Consider the following 18,690-nt stretch of genomic DNA (forward strand, 5'->3'; position numbering starts at 1 on the left):
GGTCGTCATAACGGTAGAATCGCGGCGTTTTTCTTCTGGATCAGGATCAGGGACATGTCGTACCGCGTCATCAGCATTGCATTGCTGTTTTTAAGCTTTGGCGCGGCGGCGCAAAGTCCTGCCGTTTCTCCCGCTATTTCTTACACTCGCGATATCCAGCCGATCTTCACCGAGAAGTGCGTGGCCTGCCATGCGTGCTACGACTCCGCCTGCCAGCTCAATCTGGGCAGCGGCGAGGGCGCTGCCCGTGGTGCGAGCAAGATGCCGGTCTATGATGGCGAACGCACCCAGGCGGCACCGACCACGCGGCTGTTCTATGACGCCTTTGGCAAACGTGCCTGGCAGCAGAAAGATTTCTATTCCGTACTCGATGCTCAAGGCAGTCAGGCCGCGCTGATGGCGCGCATGCTGGAGCTGGGGCACAAAACGCCGCTGACGCCCAACGCCAGACTGCCGGAAGACATCGTGCTGGGGCTCAATCGCGAGAACCTGTGCGCGATGCCCGCCGAGTTCGACGGTTATGCCAGCGCCCATCCGAAAGAGGGCATGCCGCTGGCGGTGACCGGCCTGACCGATCAGCAATATCAGACGTTGCAACGTTGGTTGGCGTCCGGTGCGCCGATCGATGAGCAAGGCCTGGCGCCGAGCGCCAAAGAGGCGTTGCAGATCGTTCAGTGGGAAAACCTGCTCAACCAGCCCGGCGCGCGGGAAAGCCTGGTCGGGCGCTGGCTGTTCGAGCACTGGTTCCTGGCGCATATCTATTTCAAGGACGGCGAGCCGGGGCATTACTTCCAGTGGGTGCGTTCGCGCACACCGACGGGGAAGCCAATCGATCTGATTGCCACGCGTCGCCCGAACGACGATCCGGGGACCCAGGTTTATTACCGTCTGTGGCCGGTGCAGGGCGTGATCGTGCACAAGACCCACATCACTTATCCGCTGAGCGCGGCGAAGATGGCGCGGGTCAAAAGCCTGTTCTACAACGGCCACTGGCAGGTCAATGCCTTGCCGGGCTACGGACCGCAGAGCCGGGCCAACCCGTTCGCGACCTTTGAGGCGATTCCGGCGCAGGCGCGCTATCAGTTCATGCTCGATAACGCCGAATACTTCGTGCGTACATTCATTCGCGGGCCGGTATGCCGCGGGCAGATCGCAACCGACGTGATCCGCGACAACTTCTGGGCGCTGTTCCAGGCGCCGGAACACGACCTGTACATCACCGACCCGAACTATCGCGGCCAGGCCACGCCGTTGCTGGCCATGCCGGGGCAGAACGACGATGTCGGCAGCGTGCTGAGCCTGTGGCACAACTACCGCAACAAGCGAAACAAATACGAAGCCCTGCGCCGTGACAGCTACGCCGACCTGCCGGCACCGAGCTGGTCGACCCTGTGGGCCGGCAACGACAACGCCTTGCTCAGCATCTTCCGTCACTTCGACAGCGCCTCGGTGACCAAGGGCCTGATCGGCGAAGTGCCGCAGACGATGTGGCTGTTCGACTATCCGCTGCTGGAGCGCACCTATTACCAGTTGGCGGTGAATTTCGATGTGTTCGGCAACGTCTCCCATCAGGCGCAAACCCGCTTGTATTTCGACCTGATCCGCAACGGCGCCGAGCAGAACTTCCTGCGTCTGATGCCTGCCGATTCTCGCGAGGGCTACCTCGACGATTGGTACCAGAGCAGCGGCCAGTTCAAGATGTGGCTCGATTACGAAGCCATCGATGACGACAAGCCGACCGCGCTGAAGCTCGACGAGAAAGACCCGAAACACGATTTCGCCATGCAATTGCTGGCGCGCTATGGCGACCTCAACGCGCATCCGGATCCGATCAACCGCTGCGCAGACGCCTATTGCTCGCGTCCGAACATCGACCCGGCCCTGCAAAACGCCGAACAGGCGCTGAGCCGCCTGACTTCACGCCCGGCGGCTGGCTTGAAAGTGATCGATCAATTGCCGGAAGCGACCATGCTTCGGGTTGAAACCCGCAGCGGCAAACGCGAGGTCTACAGCCTTATGCGCAACCGCGCCCACAGCAACGTGGCGTTCCTGCTCGGTGAATCGCTGCGCTATCAACCGGGGCTGGACACGCTGACGATCTATCCGGGTGTGCTCAGCAGCTACCCGAACTTCATGTTCAACATCCCGGCTGATCAGGTGCCGGCATTTGTCGACGCCATGGAAAGTGCAAAGGATGCGGCGCAGTTCGAGAAAATCGTCGAACGCTGGGGCATCCGCCGCAGCCATCCGCAGTTCTGGTTCTATTTCCACGACTTGAGCCAGTACATCCACGAGACCGAGCCGGTGGAAGAGGGCGTGCTGGATATGAACCGGTACGAGAATCTTTGATCGTTTGAACGATGGCGGTTGTCCCAATCCTGTGATGTACGGAATCGGGAGCGCCATCGATGTTGATTTCAGTGCAGGCCCTGCGCGGGCTGGCCGCGTGGGCAGTGGTCTGCCATCACTTCATGCAGATTTTCTTCGACTTCAAGGCGCGCGGGCCGATAGGGCAGCTGTTCATCGACAAGGGCGCGGTGGGCGTCGATATCTTTTTCGTGATCAGCGGGCTGGTGATTTTCCTGTCCACCGAAGGCAAGGCGTTGCCGCCGACGCGGTTTCTGCTGTATCGACTGTTTCGGATTGTGCCGGCGTATTGGCTCTACACCGTCCTGATGGCGTTGCTGGTGGTGTTCGCCCGGCCATTGCTGCCGGATCAGACAGTGGACTGGAGCCATTTGCTGTTGTCGCTGCTGTTTATCCCGACCGAAAACCCCGGTGGCTACGGGATCTACCCGACCCTGAACGTCGGCTGGACCCTGAATTACGAAATGCTGTTCTACGTGTTGTTCGCCTGGGCGCTGTTGTTCCGGCTGCAAGTGCGCTTGCTGGTGGTCGCGGCGCTGCTGTTTGCGGTGTGCCAGGCCTGGACCGGGTTTGGCTGGGTCAGCGAGTTTTATCGCTCGGACATCGTTTATGAGTTCCTGCTGGGGATCGGCGTCGGCATGCTTTACCGCCGCGGCTGGATCGGGCCGGCGCTCTGGCTGCCGTTACTGGGGATCGGCGCGGCGTTGCTGGCGATCTATCACCTGCCACCGGAACCCCGATTGCTCAACTGGGGCGTGCCCAGTGCTGTGCTGGTCATGGCCAGCATTGCGCTGGAGCGACATGTCGAGCGCAACAGGTTGCTCAAATTGCTGGGCGACTGTTCGTACTCGGTGTACCTGATGCACGTGCTGGTGCTGTCGGCCGGCGGGTATCTGGCCCGGCGCTATGGGATCAACCCGTATTTGATGTTTGGCGCCTGCGCACTGGCCATTGCTATCGGTTCGTGGCTGAGCTACGAATGGGTGGAAAAGCGCAGTTATCAGTGGCTTAAAGCTCGGATCGACGGCGAACGTGGCGCTTAGCCGATTTGCGAACTATTCCTACGTAAATACTAGGACTTTGTGCCGCGCGCCGATTGGCGTAAACTCCGCCTCAAGCCTGCGAGGAGTCTCCATGACCGCTATTACCATTACCGACGCCGCCCATGATTACCTGGCCGATCTGCTCTCCAAGCAGAACACTCCGGGCATCGGCATCCGCGTTTTCATCACCCAGCCTGGCACCCAATACGCCGAAACGTGTATTGCCTACTGCAAGCCGGGCGAAGAAAAACCTGAAGACACGGCGCTGGGGCTGAAAAGCTTCACTGCTTACATTGACTCGTTCAGCGAAGCGTTTCTCGATGATGCCGTCGTCGACTACGCCACCGACCGCATGGGCGGCCAGCTGACCATCAAGGCGCCAAACGCCAAAGTCCCGATGGTCAACGCCGACAGCCCGATCAACGAGCGCATCAACTACTACCTGCAAACCGAAATCAACCCGGGGCTGGCGAGCCACGGCGGTCAGGTCAGCCTGATCGATGTGGTTGAAGACGGCATTGCCGTATTGCAGTTCGGCGGCGGTTGCCAAGGCTGCGGCCAGGCGGACGTGACCCTGAAGGAAGGCATCGAGCGCACCTTGCTCGAGCGCATTCCGGAGCTCAAGGGCGTTCGCGACGTGACCGACCACACGCAGAAAGAAAACGCCTACTACTAAGGCGTTCGCTGCGGCATGAAAAACGGCGCCCCGTGAGCGCCGTTTTTTTTGCGTGAAATTTGATCGTTCCCACGCTCTGCGTTGGAATGCAGCCCGGGACGCTCCGCGTCGCATTCATGGTCGATAAAGGTGCGCATGCCCCGCGCGATACAGCGATGACTCACCAAAGTGATCGCTACCCAAAACCCGCCCAACCAGAATCAACGCCGTACGCCGAAACCCCTTCGCCGCCACCTTCGCGACAATGTCCTCCAGCGTCCCCACCACCCAATCCTGATCCGGCCACGTCGCCCGGTGAATCACCGCGATCGGGCAGTCCGCGCCGTAATGCGGGAGCAACTCAGCCAGAATCTTCTCCAGATGATTGACCCCCAGATGAATCGCCATGGTCGCCCCGTGCTGCGCCAGATTGCCGAGTTCTTCACCGGCGGGCATCGCTGTCTTGTCCGCGTAACGGGTCAGAATCACGCTTTGTGAGATGTCCGGCAGGGTCAGTTCAGCGCCCAGCAGCGCGGCGCACGCAGCCGTGGCAGTCACGCCGGGAATGATCTCGAAAGGAATATCCAGCTCGCGCAAATAACGGATCTGCTCGCCAATGGCGCCATACAGACTCGGATCGCCCGAATGTACCCGCGCGACGTCCTGGCCCCTGGCGTGGGCGGTCTTGATCAGGTCGATGATCTGTTCCAGGTGCAGCTCGGCGCTGTTGATCACGGTTTCAGCGCAATGCCCGTCCAGCACCGCCGTCGGTACCAGCGAACCTGCGTAGATGATCACCGGGCAACCGCGGATCAGCCGCTGGCCTTTGACGGTGATCAATTCCGGGTCGCCGGGGCCGGCGCCGATGAAATAAACGGTCATCGCTGGATCCTGTAGAAAAGGGCAGTGCAGTGCTTCACAAGCCCTTCAGATGAAGAATGCTCATGATCGAAAGCAGGAATTATCGGGAATTTACGCAGCGCCGGCCAATGCCAGAGTTGCCTGCGCGTACTTTTGCCGGGAAATCAGCAGTTTTGCCGGGCCACTGATCAACTGTTCGGCGAGTGCCAGGGCGGCACTTTCCGCCACGCCGTAGCAACCGGTGCGTTCGAAGGCGATTTGTGAATGATGACTCAAGCGTTGCTGATAACAGGCCAGCTCTTCGCTGCTGAAATACAGCAACGGCAGCGCCAGTTGTGCGGCGAGTTCCTGCAGGCCGGGTTCATCGCGCTTGAGGTCGATGCTGGCCAGCGCCCTGACCTTCTCAAGATCAATTCGATGCGCCTGTAGCGCCTGATCAAGCAATGCGCGCAGCGTGCTGGCCGGGCAGCCGCGCTGGCAGCCCAGGCCGACCACGAAGGTCGGCGCTGCGCTGTCATCGGTCATGCGTGGTACTGGCCTTCGCTTTTGCGGCGGAACAACCAGGCGCTGATCAGGCCCAGGGCCAGCCAGAACGCGACGTTGGTCAACTGCGAAGCGATTTTGAACTGCGCTTCCAGAGCTTCCGGCGCGAGCATCGAATGCACTTGCGGTTGTGGCGCGCCGATCACATGCGGCACGGCAAGGATCGCTACGCCGAGGATCTTCATCAGCCAGTTGCGGCTGAACGCGATCAAGGCCAGACCGACAGCGGTGGAGGCGGCAGTGCCGATCCACCACATCTGACGCGAGGCCAGGTCGGCAGCGGCGGTGCCCGGCAGCTCCGGCGGCAGACCCATGGTCGGGGCGAGCACGAAGGTCGCGTAACCGGCCAGGCCCCAGAGCAGACCTTGGGAAGTTTTGGTCGGCGCCCGCAGGGTGTACAAACCCGCCAGCATCAGGGCAAAGCCCACGGCAACCACCAGATTGCCGCCGGTTGTGGACAGCACGCGCTGCCAGCCGTCTTCCGGCTCCCAGGCTTCGGCATCGTGGGTGTGGGCGGCGGTGCCGGCGGCGTGTTCGTGAACCTCGACCACCGGTTCGGCTTTCTCGAAGGTTTCGGCCTGCAGAATCAGTGGCGAAACCCAGAAGCTTTGCAGCAACGTCAGGAGCAGGGCGGCCAGAAGGCCGGTGAAACCTGCGGTCTGCGCAATACGCTTGATCATGTTGTCAGGTCTCAGTGGCACGGGAACGCGGCGCTGTGACGGGTATCGTGGGCGGCGTTGTGTACCGCTTCGATGTGCGAGAAACCGGCGAAATACACGAGGCACGCACCCAGGATCGACGCGCAGACGGCGGCGGTCAGGCGTTGGCTCAGGGTAGTGGTGCTGGAGATCTTGTCCGAATTGCTGCCGGTGCTGCTGATGATCGACATGGCGCTTCCCTCTGGAGTGTCAGCGGGTGAACCGAGCGCATGAAAATCCCTGCGAGTCAGGCACGCAGAGGTTCGAACAGCGCCCGCCCACCGCGGGTTTGTTATGTTCAGTAACGCAGGATGCGCACTGTGTGTTGCGGGCCGGTCTCCGGGCTCACGAGGGGCTGGCGTCAGGCCGACCTGCAAGCGTCACCTTCCCATGCCATCGGCACAGTGGATCTGACGCTTCGCTCGCTTACCGTTGCGGGGGCAGCACCGGACTGACATGGCTTTAGAGTAAAGCACATGATTCACCGGTTTCCCGTTTCACCCTGTGAAGGGCACCCGTAACAAGTTGTGTAGGAGACCATGGGCGGGGGATTCGCGTCAATCGACGGCGCTAAAGCGTCGCGAGTGCCACGTACACCGCCAAGGCGATCAGAAACGCGTAATAGGACTTGATTGGCGTCAGGCTCAGCAGCCAGGCCAGCGTTACCGGCACAATCCACTGCATTGCAGCGGCGTGCTGCTTGGTCAGTGGAAGGAGTGACCCCGCCAGCAGGCTGACCAGCATCGCCACCGACGTGTACTTGCCGAGGCGACCGATGAAGCTGCGGGCACCGCCGGACAGCCGCTCGACATCGACCGCCAACGGCAGCAGCCGGCAAATCGCGGACACCAGCGCGCAGATCAGCACATACAACCAGAAAGTACTAGGTTCGGTCATAGACATAACTCGTCAGGACTGTGACTGCCAGGACCAGCAGCAGGCTCACTTCGCCCAGCCAAAGCAAGCTGGCGGCGGTGGCCAGGCCGGCGATCCACTGCGCGTGGAAGCTGTGACGCTCGCGGGCCATCTTGCCAAGCGAGGCGCTGATGAAGACGGCGATCACCACGCTGACGTGATCCATCACGGCGTTGTCGGCCAGGCTCGCAAAGCAATAGCCGGCGATGGTGCCGAGCAGGGCGGCGGCATACAGCAAAAAGCACACGGTGTTGGCGTACGCTCGACTGATCGGCTGCTGTTCCTTGCGGATCGACATAAGCGTGAATGCAGCATTGGCCATCACCGCCAGCGCCGGAACGAACGCCTTGATCGGCCCTTCAAGGCTGGATTTCAGGCTCAGCGTGAAAACCAGAAAGCGCAGGTTGATGCTCAGCGCAGAGACCAGCACACCAAAGGCGTTCAGCAGATGCGCGGGTGTTTCCAGCAGCGTCAGTTGCAATGGCGAGGCCATCACCGTGCCGCTGAACACCACCATGGCCGGCAAGTCCAGGCCATGGCGGCGCCCGAGCATGCCGATCAGGGTGAAAGTCAGCAACAGCGAGAACACGAACGGCAGCGCATCGCGAATGCCGGTCGCAATCTCGTTGTGCGACACCGTTTTTGCCAGCGCGGTATCAACCGGCATGGGTGCTTTGCCGCGTGCCGGCGAGCAGTTCCTCGACCCCTTTCTTGTAGGCCAGGGCCTTCTCCAGGTAGTACTCGGTGGAGAAGCGCGGAATGAACTCTTCCACCACCGCGACCCCGCGATAGCCGTTGACCGCGAAACGATTGAGCACATCGCTCAGGCGCAGGTTGCCTTCGCCGATCGGCAGATGCTGGTGGTGCGTATCGTTGAGATCGGCAATGTGCAGGTGCCGAGTGATCGGCGCCAGACCGGCGATGGCTTCGAACAGGCTTTCGCCATACGGCAGCAGCGAACACAGGTGCGTCACGTCGATGGTCACGAAGCATCCGGTTTCCTGGTGGAAGCGCAGGTGTTCCTCGACCGTGAATACCGGAAATTTCGGTCGCTGTCCGCCCATGTTTTCCAGGCACAGGGCAATGCCATCGGTGTTGCAGCGTGTGCTGACCTGATTGATCGCGTCGATCAGGTTGTCCAGCAACACGCCGTTTTCCAGCTGATCCTTATAGCCGGGGTGGAAGGTGACGCTGGTGGCACCCGCCTCACGGGAAAAATCCACGGCGGCGCTCAGGCAGTCGACCGCCTGGGCGCGTTCGGCCAGATCCGGGGAGCACAGGTTGTACTGGCGTCCCCACCAGCCGGCATGCACGGTCAGGGTGATGCCATTGTGCTCAGTGAAACGGCGGATCTGCCGGGCCAGATTGACACGTTCCTCGGCGCTGAGTGACCAGAAGACCTGTTCGGCGTCTTCGCCGATTTCGAACTCCACGGCCTTGAAATGTCGGGCCAGATCGGTGATTGAGCCGAAGATATCCGCCGGGTTGTCGTAGACATTGGTGGAGAAGGAGATCAGCGGAAAATCCTGGCTGATCGGGCCATCGATACGGTACAGCGTTTCATTCGTGGTCATTGCGCCTGTCCTTGGGTAGTGAACCGTGGGTGGGAAATCGCAGCGTTGAAGGCTGCCTGGTCGTCCGCGTCGCTACAGCCCAGCAGCACGTAGCCGTGACGGTCTGCAGAACGGCGGATGGGCCGGCCGAACTTGTCATGGTTGAGGATCGCGCGCAGCGCAAACGGCTGTTGCAGCAGACGCCCCTGCAGCGGTTTCGGGTCGGTGGTGTGGTCCGCTTCAATGTAGCGAATCGCCATTTTCACGTAGGGTTTCTCGATTTCCGGCAGTGCAGAGCCCGTCATTGCGGCGATGGTGCTGGCCGCCAGATGCACGCCGGTGGTTTTCCAGACCATTTCCCATATCTGGTCGCCGCCGAAGCGAGTCTGGGTCTCGATGAAGTGCAGGCGTGAACCGTCGAGCTTGATCTCGGTGTGAGCCGGGCCCCAGCGGTTGCCCATGCGTTCGAGCAGCCACAGCACGGCTTCTTCGATTTGCACGCGGCTGTCATCATCGAGCCCGGCGGGAAAGTCGTGGCCGGTTTCGACATACCCCGGCGCACCGCTGGTGTGTTTGCGGGTGATGCCGAGAATCTGGTGCCGGCCATCCAGACTCAAGGATTCGACACTGTATTCCTCGCCGGTGGCGAAGGCCTCGATCAGATTGCGGCCCTCAAGCGGCAGTTGCGCGACATCCTCTGGCCGGTCGATGGCGTAGACGCCTTGGCTGCCGGAGCCGTTGACGGGTTTGACAATGGCCGGGCCGTGACGGAGCACGAAGGCACGAACCTCCTCGCGACTGTTGACGGCGGCGGCCGGCAATTCGTAGCGGCTGCCTTGCAACAATTGACGAAACAGCAGCTTGTCGCGGCTGACTTCGACACTGCCCAGGCTGTTGTGGGCGATGCCCAGTTGTTCGCCCAGCCGGGATGCCGGCAACAGGCCCAGTTCCGAAAATGACACCACGGCATCGAACGGGTGCTGACGGTGCAGTCGCTCGATGGTTTCGCTGTAAGCGTCCAGTTCTGCGATGTCCGGCGTCAGTACCGGTGTTGCGTGCTTGCGCTGATAGTCAGACAGGTCACCAGGCTGTTGGACGAGGGTAAAGCGAAACTGCCTTTGTGTATCCCAGTCCATTCCCGAATCGCGGCCGCCGATGAGCAGAATGTGACGGATGCTCGTCGCGCCGGGGACTTCGCCGTAGACATCGATGTCGGCGACGGCCAGCAAGGATTCGCGCAGGCTGGCGGTATCGGGTTGCTTGAACTCGATGTACAGGTAGTTCTGGAAACCGTTGCTGACCGGTCCGATGGCATCGCCCGGGTTGACATAGGCATACCGGCGCTGGAATCCCGCAAGGCGTTCGATGCGCTCGGCGTGGTGCAGCCCGTCATAGAACCGGTCGGTGCGGGCGAACGGTGTGGCAATGCCGAACGCAACGGGGGGGCGGCCGGAAAGAGGCTGCATTTCAGCGGACAGTGTCCGGTGGTAGCAGACGTCCAGGTGCAAGCCCCAGGCTTGGCGAATCACGTGAATCCGGCTGCCGCCGGGGCGCGCGCCGACTTCGAGAATCTTCGGTCCGCTGGCGGTGAGAATGAACTCGACATGGGCAAACGTGCCTCTGAGTCCCAGTGCGTTGACGGCGTCATGGGCCAGTCGGTGGCAGCGTTCTTTCAGGCCGGCATCGGGTTCCAGCAGCGATGGCGTGTAGCGGGCGAAATGGTGGAAGTCACCACGCCCGATATCGACACCGGCAATCACGTCGACAATCGGAAAACTGTGGATCGAACCATCCGCAGCGATTGCGCAGTCGATGGAGTGGTTGGAGCCCTGGAGGAACTCCTCCAACAGCAACTGCTCGGTTTCGCGGCTTTTACCGGCCACATAACGCTGCAGCGCCGGCCATTCGTGGCGAGCATAGTCGAGCAGATCGTGGTGAGTGTGGATGCAACGAACGAACAGGCTGCTGTAGAGGTTCGCGGGTTTCAGAATAAACGGGTAGGGCAGTTCATCGGAGTGTGCCAGCAGGTCGTCGATTCGTACTTCGCGGGACGGCACGTGCAGGTCAGGGTTGTCCGACTGCTGGAAGTGTTGGCGCTGCAACGCCTTGTCCAGCGTGTTTTCCACGTTGCGATGCAAGTGAGCCAGTGCTGGCAGCGCCGCGCACAGGCGGGCTGTGACAGCAACATAGCCTTCGCGGAAATTCAGCACGCTGGTGAACCCGTGTTCATCGAGCAGACGTTGCGTCAATCCGATCAGATCCGCCGTCAGCCCTCTGGAAAAATCGTACTGTGCCACTGGCGAAATTCTTGTCGCGTCAGCGATCTTGCTGGTTTTACGGCTGTCGGCGATCAACAGCGGAGTAATGCCCTCGGCAATCAGGCCTTCGTACTCACCTTCGCGGATGTTGCCTATGATCAGGCAGGCGCTTGCTTTCATCGGCAAACCTCCGGGTCGAAGCTGTAATGGATTCGGTTCAGGCGCTGGCAAATGTGCGACAGACGGATCCGATCCACGCCGTTCGCACCGCCGCTCAAGACATTGCGGATTATGTGGGCCAAGGCATCCAGGTCCTCGCTGCTGATCCCCAGGCGAGTGATTTCCTGAAGGCCGAAGCGCAGGCAATCGCGTCCATGGACTTGTTTGTTGTTGACCCGGATGCCCAGTTCATTGAGTTCCTGCGCCGCTTGCCGCGCCAGGGGGCCTTCAAGCAAGAGCAAGTGCGTGTCGGTGGGGTGTAGCGTCCAGCCCGGCAAGCCTTTCAGGGCATCATGTAGTTGGCGGGTGTTGGCGCACATGCGCTGGGCATAGGCCTGTCCGTAGTGCCGGGTTTCCACCAGGGTGATGAATAATTGCAGCAGGCCGGGCAGGTTGGGGGAAGAGACCAGACCGCTGCTGAGCGTCTGTTCGATTCGCCAGGCCAGGTCGGCGCTTCGGCAGACGATCAGTGCCCGGTGCGGGCCTGCCAGGGATTTGTGGGTATTGCCTTGAAGAATATCCGCGCCTTCGTCAAGCGGGTTGGGAAAGGCCTGTCCGGCGATCAGGCCCAGGGTGTGCGACGCATCGTAAATAATCAGTGTCCGCTCCAACCCGCGGCGGTTCAGCAACGTACGCAATGGCTCGATTGCGATTGCCCGAGTGGTCAGGCCGTGATCGAACAGCACGGCTGCCGGCGCTGTACCGAGTGCCTGAAGTGTCTGATCGACAGCTTCGAGATCGATCTGTCCGTCCGCCGTCAGCGTGAAAAATGCGCTGCGCCTGCCGATTTTCTGCACCAGTGGCCCGGTCGCAAAATGCCCGCCGCTTTCCGGCGCAAGCGACAGAATGGCATCGCCCGGCTCGGTCAGCGCGCTCAGCACGCTCAACGTACAGTGCACGCCGGACAGCACCCGGTACTCGACGAATGGAGCGTTGAACATCGCCTGCACAGCCTGGGTCGCCAGCGTCTTCAAGGCTTCGACTTCCGGGAAGTGCTCAACGTGCATGCCATTGAATTGGGCGGCATAGCGTTGACCGTCGATGGCTTGCGCGTTGAATAAATAACGCTCGTAAAAACGGTTCTGTCCGAGCGTGCGCGCCGTCTCGGACAATATGTTTTCGTTGGCGGTCAACGACAACGTTGAAACTCGTCGAGCACAGGCTTGTTGGAATTGCTCAATAATAAAGTCATGTGCGCCGGGTGGGCTGGCTGAAAGTGCATGCGTCAAAGAGTTCATTAGTAGTCCGCCAGGTCGAAATCGATTATCAACATGTCGCGGCTGCCGCGATTCGAATTAATGCTTGATGTTTGCAGTGGGGAAACTTCGTGCAGAAGTATTCGGTCATTCAATACGGCTGTTTCCATGTAATCCGTCAAAGTTGCCTTGAATACACAGTCGCCACTTTCATTGAATATCCGACTTTCACCGCCGATGACGTCCTGGCGTTGAATCAGATGTTGAAAGACAAAATCGTGTCCATCGCGATGGCGGCCCTCGGGTGTGGCGAGGCCGGCATTACGCCGGTCGCAAAGGATGCGGAACTGGTGACAGGTCACCAGCCAGTCGCGCGGGCCAACTGCCAGATCCATCAGCGCCAGGTCAGCAGCGAGCACGGTTTGCAGGACCGGAGACTCGATAAACGTTGACTCGCTGCGGCTGTAGGTGCGCTGGACGCCGCCCAGCAGCGGGTTGTGAGCCTGGGCTTGAAAGAAATGGCAGTCTTGCAGCGGTGTCCACTGGCGCTCACGTTGGCGATATTCGAACTTGCAGATGCGCCGTTGGCGTATGCCGTTCTCCACGCTCAGGTAGGTATCGGGGTGCAAATGCTCCCAGGTCGCGTTGAACGCCTGAGACACATCGTGCCCCAACAACCCGACCTGGATCGCCGGATATTGATAACTGTGCGCGTAGTGGCAATTACGCAGTAGTTGGGACAGTTCCTGCAATACGGTGCCATCAGATTGCCGCAATGCATTGTCGGCGCTCATATTGCAGGCGCGTAAGCAGGATGGGCAGGAATAAAAATCGTTGAATACTGATAGTAATCAGGCATGCAAGAATTCCTTTCTTGTAGAGTGCAGCGTCCTTTTGAATCTTCATGTTTCATATCTTGTTTTAATTTATCAATTCGGTTTTTGTAAAGATATGTAATTTGAGAGTTCGAGCGCTCTATTTCAAGGTCGAGCGTCGTGATGGGATAGTTGGTGGCTAGATGATATGTAAGAGATAACCTACAACTAACTTTTTAACTGAGAACTGTTTTCGATCAATATATTAAAGAACGATGTCCATATAACGAAATTGCCGCAGACGTTGACCCGCCTTGCGCGCATGCGTAGCCTTGCGCTTTCGAGGTTCTTCGGCCCACGCCGAAGCTAAGAAGGGAACGCGGTCCAAGCCGCGGCTGCCCCCGCAACTGTGAACGGTGCTGTTCGCTGCCACGCCACTGCCAACTCAATCCAGAGCCAGCGGGAAGGCGCAGCGAATACCGGGCCAAGGCCCGAACACCGTCAGCCAGGAGACCTGCCTCGTCACAGATTCTCACTTTCAACCGGGCGGGGTGATCCGGTGGCGAACTCTCCAGGCACGCACCCGCGCTGCCGGTCTCGTCCCGTATGCCCGCCACCTTGCCAAAGGGCATCCGATGAAAACACTGGCCAAACTTCCCGTCACCATCGTCACTGGCTTCCTCGGCTCGGGCAAAACCACCTTGCTGCGACACATGCTCGACAACGCCCAGGGCCGTCGCATCGCGGTGATCGTCAACGAGTTTGGCGAGTTGGGCATCGACGGTGAAATCCTCAAGCAATGCACCATCGGCTGCACCGAAGAAGAAGCCACCGGCCGCGTCTACGAACTGGCCAACGGCTGCCTGTGCTGCACGGTTCAGGAAGAGTTCTTCCCGGTGATGCGTGAACTGGTGGCCCGTCGCGGCGATCTCGACCACATCCTGATCGAAACATCGGGTCTGGCCCTGCCAAAGCCGCTGGTACAAGCCTTCCAGTGGCCGGAAATCCGCAGCGCCTGCACCGTGGACGCGGTGATCACCGTGGTCGACAGCCCGGCCGTGGCCGCCGGGACCTTCGCCGCATTTCCGGATCAGGTCGACGCCCAGCGCAAACTCGATCCGAACCTGGATCACGAATCCCCGCTGCACGAACTGTTCGCCGATCAACTGGCCAGCGCCGACCTCGTCATCCTCAACAAGGCCGACCAGACCAGCCCTGAAGACCTCGCGCGCGTACGTCTGGAAGTCGCCGAAGAACTGCCGCCAGCAGTAAAAATCATTGAAGCCAGCAATGGCCGTCTGCCGCTGGACGTGCTGATCGGTCTGGGCGCCGGTTCCGAAGAACACATCGACAGCCGCCACAGCCACCACGATCACCACCACGGTGAAGGCGATGACGATCACGATGACCACGATCACGACGCCTTCGACTCGATCTCCATCGAACTGCCGCAAGCCGACGAAAGCCTGCTGCTCGATGCGCTGACGCAACTGGTGGTCCAGCACGGCATCCTGCGGGTCAAAGGTTTCGCGGCCATCCCGAACAAGCCGATGCGTCTGCTGATCCAGGGCGTGGGCACGCGTTTTGACAAGCACTTCGACCGCCAGTGGAGCGCCGATGAAGCGCGTATCACCCGTCTGGTATTGATCGGTCAGGAACTGGACGCTGCCCAGCTCGAAGCGCAACTGCGCGCCGCGCTCAGCGTTTAAACCATGCACCTGCTCAGGACTCAGCCCGGCGGTTTCGTGTCGGATGACAACATTGCCGACCTTGGACAAACCCCCGCCGAGCTGGTGATCCTGTGCAGCGGCGATTCCAGCCTCGCGCTGCTCGCCGAAGCGGCGCAGCAACTGCCCGAGGATTACCCGAGCGTACGCCTGGCCAACCCGATGCAGGTGCAGAACCATGCGTCGGTTGACCTGTACGTCGATGAAGTGCTGCGCCACGCCAAGGTGATTCTGATCTCGCTGCACGGCGGCATCGCTTATTGGCGTTATGGCGTCGAGCGGCTGGTGGAATTGTCCGAGCGTGGCGTGCAGGTGATTCTGGTGCCGGGCGATGACCGGCCCGATCCGGAACTCAGCGACCTGAGCACCGTCGGTGCCGAAGATCGTGACCGACTCTGGCAATTCTTGCGTCAGGGCGGCATGGGCAATGCGCTGGACTTCTTCCGCTGTCTGGCCAACCGCTGGCTGGCGCGGGATTACGTGTGGGGCGAGCCGCAGACGCTGCCGCGCACGGGGATTTACCACCCGAACAAAAACACTGCCGCACTGAGTGACTGGCAAGCCGATTGGCGGCCCGGTCATCCGGTAGCGGCGGTGCTGTTTTATCGCTCGCATTTGCAAGCGGCGAACACGGCGTTTATCGACGTGTTCTGCCAACGGCTCCAGGCGGCCGGACTCAATCCGCTGCCGATCGCCGTGGCCAGTCTGAAAGAACCCGGCTGCCTCTCGGTGGTCGAGGACTGGCTGGATGAGGTTGACGCTTCGGTGATCCTGAACACCACCGGTTTCGCTCAGTCCAGTCCCGAAGCGCCGCATCTGCGGCCATTCCGTCGAAACATTCCGGTGATCCAGGCGATCTGCGCCCAGGACAATGAACCCGGTTGGCGCGAGAGCGAGCAGGGCCTTGGACCGCGGGACCTGGCGATGCACATTGCCTTGCCGGAGCTCGACGGCCGGATCATCAGTCGGCCGATCAGCTTCAAGGACCTGGCGTGGCGCAGCGAGCGCAGTCAGTCCGATGTGGTGTGTTATCGGGCGCAGCCCGAGCGCATGGATTTTGTGGCCGAACTGGCGCGCCGCTGGGTTGAACTGGCGCGGGTGCCGAACGCTGAAAAACGCATCGCCCTGATCCTCGCCAACTACCCGACCCGGGACGGGCGCATCGGCAACGGCGTCGGCCTCGACACGCCGGCCGCCGCGCTGAATATCCTGCGCGCGTTGCAGGTCGAGGGTTATCCGCTGCCGGCTGAACTGCCGGAAAGCGGCACTGAACTGATCCGGCAATTGCTCGGCGGCGTCAGTAATGACCTTGACACCCTCGATCAGCGTCCATGCCAGCAAAGCCTGGCGATGAACGATTATCTGGCGATGTTCAATGCGCTGCCTGAAGCCAATCGCGCGGCGGTGCTGGAGCGTTGGGGTTCGCCGCAGAACGATCCGATGTGCCGCGACGGGCGGATGATGATCGCCGGCCTGCGTTTTGGCCTGACCTTCGTCGGCATTCAGCCGGCGCGGGGGTATCAGGTCGATCCGAGCGCGGTGTATCACGACCCGGATCTGGTGCCGCCGCACGCGTACCTCGCGTTCTATTTCTGGCTGCGCCAGACCTACGGCGCCCACGGCGTGATTCACGTCGGCAAGCACGGCAATCTCGAATGGCTGCCCGGCAAAGGCGTCGGCCTGTCGGAGAACTGCTGGCCGGACGCGCTGCTCGGGCCGCTGCCGAACATCTATCCGTTTATCGTCAACGATCCGGGCGAAGGCGCCCAGGCCAAACGTCGCACCCAGGCGGTGATCATCGACCATTTGATGCCGCCGCTGACCCGCGCTGAAACCTACGGTCCGTTGCGCAATCTGGAGCTGTTGGCCGACGAGTATTACGAAGCCCAACTGCTTGACCCGCGCCGCGCCCGTGAGTTGCAGCGCGACATTCTGCAACTGGTGCGCGACACGCAGATTGACCGCGAACTGCAACTCGACGAAGCCCTCGACAGCGATACCGATGCGGCGATCTGGCTGCCGCGTCTGGATACGTATCTGTGTGACTTGAAGGAATCGCAGATCCGCGATGGGCTGCACATTTTTGGCGAGTCGCCGACCGGACGTTTGCGTATCGATACCTTGCTCGCGCTGCTGCGGATTCCGCGTGGCGATGGCAAAGGGGCGCAATCGAGTCTGTTGCGGGCGTTGGCCAAGGCGTTTCAGTTGGGGTTTGATCCGCTGGATTGCGCACTTGCCGAACCCTGGACTGGCCCGCGTCCGATGGAGCTGCAATCGCTGAGCGATGAAGTCTGGCGCACGGCGGGGGATACCCGCGAACGCCTTGAGCTGTTCGCAACGGAGTTGATCACGCACGCTGTGAGCGATTCCTGTGGGAGCGAGCTTGCTCGCGAAGGCGTCTTGTCTGCCAACACTTCTGGGACTGACACACCGCAATCGCGAGCAAGCTCGCTCCCACAGGGTCCTCACTGGTCTGAAGTCGGCGTAATCATCGACCATCTTCGTGAAGTCGTTGCCCCGCGCCTCGATGCCTGCGGCCCGGCCGAAATGCATGGCTTGCTTGATGCCCTGAGCGGCCGTTTCGTCCCGGCCGGCCCGAGTGGTGCGCCGAGTCGCGGTCGTCTTGATGTGCTGCCGACGGGGCGCAATTTCTATTCGGTGGACGTGCGCAACCTGCCGACCACCACTGCGTGGCGAATCGGTTTCCAGTCGGCAACCCTGATTCTCGAACGACACCTGCAGGACCACGGCGACCACCTGCGCCAACTCGGCCTGTCGGTCTGGGGTACCGCCACCATGCGCACCGGCGGCGATGACATCGCCCAGGCCATGGCGCTGATGGGCGTGCGACCGGTTTGGGCCACCGGCAGTCAGCGAGTCGATGATTTCGAGATTCTGCCGCTGAGCCTGCTCGACCGGCCTCGGGTCGATGTCACGCTGCGGGTCTCCGGATTTTTCCGCGACGCGTTCGCCAACCTGATCCGTCTGTTCGACGCCGCCGTTCAAGCCGTGGCGGAACTGGACGAACCGGACGATCTCAACCCGTTGGCCGCCAAAGTGCGTGCCGAGCGCGAGGCGTTGCGGCAATCGGGTCTGGATGAGGACGCTGCGCGTCGTCAGGCTGGCTGGCGGATTTTCGGTGCCAAACCCGGTGCTTATGGCGCGGGTGTGCAGGGCGCCATCGATGGTCGCCTCTGGCAAACCCGCGAGGATCTGGCTGAGGTCTACCTTAGCTGGGGCGCCTACGCTTACGGCGGTTCTGACGAAGGCACCGCCGCCCGCGAACGGTTCGTCCAGCGTCTGAGCCAGGTACAGGCCGTGCTGCAAAACCAGGACAACCGCGAGCATGACCTGCTCGATTCCAACGACTATTACCAGTTTCAGGGCGGCATGCTCGCTGCCGTGGAAAGCCTGCGCGGTGAAGCGGCGGCCAGTTATCACGGCGATCACAGTCAGCCGGATCTGCCGAAGATTCGCACCCTGAAAGAAGAGCTGAACCGGGTGATCCGTTCCCGGGCGGCGAATCCGAAATGGATCGACGGGGTCAAGCGCCACGGCTATAAAGGCGCGTTCGAACTGGCGGCGACGGTCGATAATCTTTTTGCCTTCGACGCCACCACGCAGTTGATCGAGGATCACCAGTACGCCTTGCTGGCCGATGCGTATTTGCTGGACCCGGCGACCCGCGAGTTCGTGCGCGAGCATAATCCCCACGCCTTGCGCGACATGACCGAGCGCATGCTCGAAGCACAACAGCGCGGGATGTGGCAGGAGCCGGGCGCCTACAAAGAGGCCCTGGAAAACCTGCTGCTGGATATAGAAGAAGAGAGCTGAGACTGA

Annotated in this window: 15 protein-coding genes and 2 riboswitches; of the genes, 5 read left to right on the forward strand and 10 right to left on the reverse strand. The window is 61.0% G+C overall.

The features are described 5' to 3' along the window. The first annotated feature begins 54 nt into the window (after positions 1-54). The 3 genes from CAF73_RS03195 (at position 55) to nfuA (ending at position 4,086) form a co-directional block, all read left to right on the forward strand. Positions 55-2,349: a fatty acid cis/trans isomerase gene (locus CAF73_RS03195; protein ID WP_085701891.1), complete on the forward strand. Its 2,295-nt coding sequence runs from the start codon at positions 55-57 to the stop codon at positions 2,347-2,349. A 59-nt stretch (positions 2,350-2,408) separates the two neighbouring features. Further along, positions 2,409-3,410, forward strand: a complete 1,002-nt coding sequence (locus CAF73_RS03200) for an acyltransferase (RefSeq protein ID WP_085701892.1) — start codon at positions 2,409-2,411, stop codon at positions 3,408-3,410. A 91-nt stretch (positions 3,411-3,501) separates the two neighbouring features. Further along, positions 3,502-4,086, forward strand: coding sequence for a Fe-S biogenesis protein NfuA (nfuA, locus tag CAF73_RS03205; RefSeq protein WP_007959519.1), 585 nt, complete (start codon positions 3,502-3,504; stop codon positions 4,084-4,086). A 114-nt stretch (positions 4,087-4,200) separates the two neighbouring features. Here nfuA and cobM read toward each other — a convergent pair whose 3' ends face one another. The 10 genes from cobM to CAF73_RS03255 form a co-directional block, all read right to left on the reverse strand. After that, the gene (cobM, locus tag CAF73_RS03210; RefSeq protein ID WP_085701893.1) at positions 4,201-4,947 is read right to left on the reverse strand and encodes a precorrin-4 C(11)-methyltransferase; all 747 of its coding nucleotides are present in this window, start codon (positions 4,945-4,947) and stop codon (positions 4,201-4,203) included. A 90-nt stretch (positions 4,948-5,037) separates the two neighbouring features. After that, positions 5,038-5,451, reverse strand: coding sequence for a cobalamin biosynthesis protein (locus CAF73_RS03215; protein ID WP_085701894.1), 414 nt, complete (start codon positions 5,449-5,451; stop codon positions 5,038-5,040). Next, positions 5,448-6,149: a CbtA family protein gene (locus CAF73_RS03220; protein ID WP_085701895.1), complete on the reverse strand. Its 702-nt coding sequence runs from the start codon at positions 6,147-6,149 to the stop codon at positions 5,448-5,450. The genes CAF73_RS03215 and CAF73_RS03220 overlap by 4 nt, the downstream gene beginning before the upstream one ends. Positions 6,150-6,160: 11 nt before the next feature. Then, positions 6,161-6,358, reverse strand: coding sequence for a CbtB domain-containing protein (locus CAF73_RS03225; protein ID WP_007959524.1), 198 nt, complete (start codon positions 6,356-6,358; stop codon positions 6,161-6,163). A gap of 121 nt (positions 6,359-6,479) precedes the next feature. Further along, positions 6,480-6,701: riboswitch (cobalamin riboswitch) on the reverse strand. 36 nt (positions 6,702-6,737) lie between these two features. Beyond that, positions 6,738-7,064: a hypothetical protein gene (locus CAF73_RS03230; protein ID WP_085695931.1), complete on the reverse strand. Its 327-nt coding sequence runs from the start codon at positions 7,062-7,064 to the stop codon at positions 6,738-6,740. Beyond that, positions 7,051-7,749, reverse strand: coding sequence for an AzlC family ABC transporter permease (locus CAF73_RS03235; protein WP_176247702.1), 699 nt, complete (start codon positions 7,747-7,749; stop codon positions 7,051-7,053). Before CAF73_RS03235 ends, CAF73_RS03230 begins: the two co-directional genes overlap by 14 nt. Next, positions 7,739-8,656: a sugar phosphate isomerase/epimerase family protein gene (locus CAF73_RS03240; RefSeq protein WP_085695933.1), complete on the reverse strand. Its 918-nt coding sequence runs from the start codon at positions 8,654-8,656 to the stop codon at positions 7,739-7,741. The genes CAF73_RS03235 and CAF73_RS03240 overlap by 11 nt, the downstream gene beginning before the upstream one ends. Continuing rightward, the gene (locus CAF73_RS03245; protein WP_085701897.1) at positions 8,653-11,073 is read right to left on the reverse strand and encodes an acetyl-CoA carboxylase biotin carboxylase subunit family protein; all 2,421 of its coding nucleotides are present in this window, start codon (positions 11,071-11,073) and stop codon (positions 8,653-8,655) included. Before CAF73_RS03245 ends, CAF73_RS03240 begins: the two co-directional genes overlap by 4 nt. Continuing rightward, a complete protein-coding gene (locus CAF73_RS03250; RefSeq protein ID WP_085701898.1) occupies positions 11,070-12,350 on the reverse strand; it encodes a hypothetical protein in 1,281 nt (426 codons plus the stop codon). Before CAF73_RS03250 ends, CAF73_RS03245 begins: the two co-directional genes overlap by 4 nt. After that, positions 12,350-13,102: a 2OG-Fe dioxygenase family protein gene (locus CAF73_RS03255; RefSeq protein WP_085701899.1), complete on the reverse strand. Its 753-nt coding sequence runs from the start codon at positions 13,100-13,102 to the stop codon at positions 12,350-12,352. The genes CAF73_RS03250 and CAF73_RS03255 overlap by 1 nt, the downstream gene beginning before the upstream one ends. A 347-nt stretch (positions 13,103-13,449) precedes the next feature. Beyond that, positions 13,450-13,660: riboswitch (cobalamin riboswitch) on the forward strand. Between the two features lie 98 nt (positions 13,661-13,758). On the opposite strand from CAF73_RS03255, the gene cobW reads away from it, so the two are divergent. Continuing rightward, on the forward strand, positions 13,759-14,832 hold the full coding sequence (cobW, locus tag CAF73_RS03260) for a cobalamin biosynthesis protein CobW (RefSeq protein ID WP_085701900.1): 1,074 nt from the start codon (positions 13,759-13,761) through the stop codon (positions 14,830-14,832). Positions 14,833-14,835: 3 nt separating this feature from the next. After that, the gene (cobN, locus tag CAF73_RS03265; protein ID WP_085701901.1) at positions 14,836-18,684 is read left to right on the forward strand and encodes a cobaltochelatase subunit CobN; all 3,849 of its coding nucleotides are present in this window, start codon (positions 14,836-14,838) and stop codon (positions 18,682-18,684) included. Positions 18,685-18,690 lie beyond the last annotated feature (6 nt).

The organism is Pseudomonas sp. B15(2017), assembly GCF_002113215.1.
Classification (GTDB): domain Bacteria; phylum Pseudomonadota; class Gammaproteobacteria; order Pseudomonadales; family Pseudomonadaceae; genus Aquipseudomonas.

Coding starts and splice junctions, on each gene's coding strand:
- CAF73_RS03195 (WP_085701891.1), top strand. CDS start 55: ATGTCGTACCGCGTCATCAGCATTGCATTGCTGTTTTTAAGCTTTGGC.
- CAF73_RS03200 (WP_085701892.1), top strand. CDS start 2,409: ATGTTGATTTCAGTGCAGGCCCTGCGCGGGCTGGCCGCGTGGGCAGTG.
- nfuA (WP_007959519.1), top strand. CDS start 3,502: ATGACCGCTATTACCATTACCGACGCCGCCCATGATTACCTGGCCGAT.
- cobM (WP_085701893.1), bottom strand. CDS start 4,947: ATGACCGTTTATTTCATCGGCGCCGGCCCCGGCGACCCGGAATTGATC.
- CAF73_RS03215 (WP_085701894.1), bottom strand. CDS start 5,451: ATGACCGATGACAGCGCAGCGCCGACCTTCGTGGTCGGCCTGGGCTGC.
- CAF73_RS03220 (WP_085701895.1), bottom strand. CDS start 6,149: ATGATCAAGCGTATTGCGCAGACCGCAGGTTTCACCGGCCTTCTGGCC.
- CAF73_RS03225 (WP_007959524.1), bottom strand. CDS start 6,358: ATGTCGATCATCAGCAGCACCGGCAGCAATTCGGACAAGATCTCCAGC.
- CAF73_RS03230 (WP_085695931.1), bottom strand. CDS start 7,064: ATGACCGAACCTAGTACTTTCTGGTTGTATGTGCTGATCTGCGCGCTG.
- CAF73_RS03235 (WP_176247702.1), bottom strand. CDS start 7,749: ATGCCGGTTGATACCGCGCTGGCAAAAACGGTGTCGCACAACGAGATT.
- CAF73_RS03240 (WP_085695933.1), bottom strand. CDS start 8,656: ATGACCACGAATGAAACGCTGTACCGTATCGATGGCCCGATCAGCCAG.
- CAF73_RS03245 (WP_085701897.1), bottom strand. CDS start 11,073: ATGAAAGCAAGCGCCTGCCTGATCATAGGCAACATCCGCGAAGGTGAG.
- CAF73_RS03250 (WP_085701898.1), bottom strand. CDS start 12,350: ATGAACTCTTTGACGCATGCACTTTCAGCCAGCCCACCCGGCGCACAT.
- CAF73_RS03255 (WP_085701899.1), bottom strand. CDS start 13,102: ATGAGCGCCGACAATGCATTGCGGCAATCTGATGGCACCGTATTGCAG.
- cobW (WP_085701900.1), top strand. CDS start 13,759: ATGAAAACACTGGCCAAACTTCCCGTCACCATCGTCACTGGCTTCCTC.
- cobN (WP_085701901.1), top strand. CDS start 14,836: ATGCACCTGCTCAGGACTCAGCCCGGCGGTTTCGTGTCGGATGACAAC.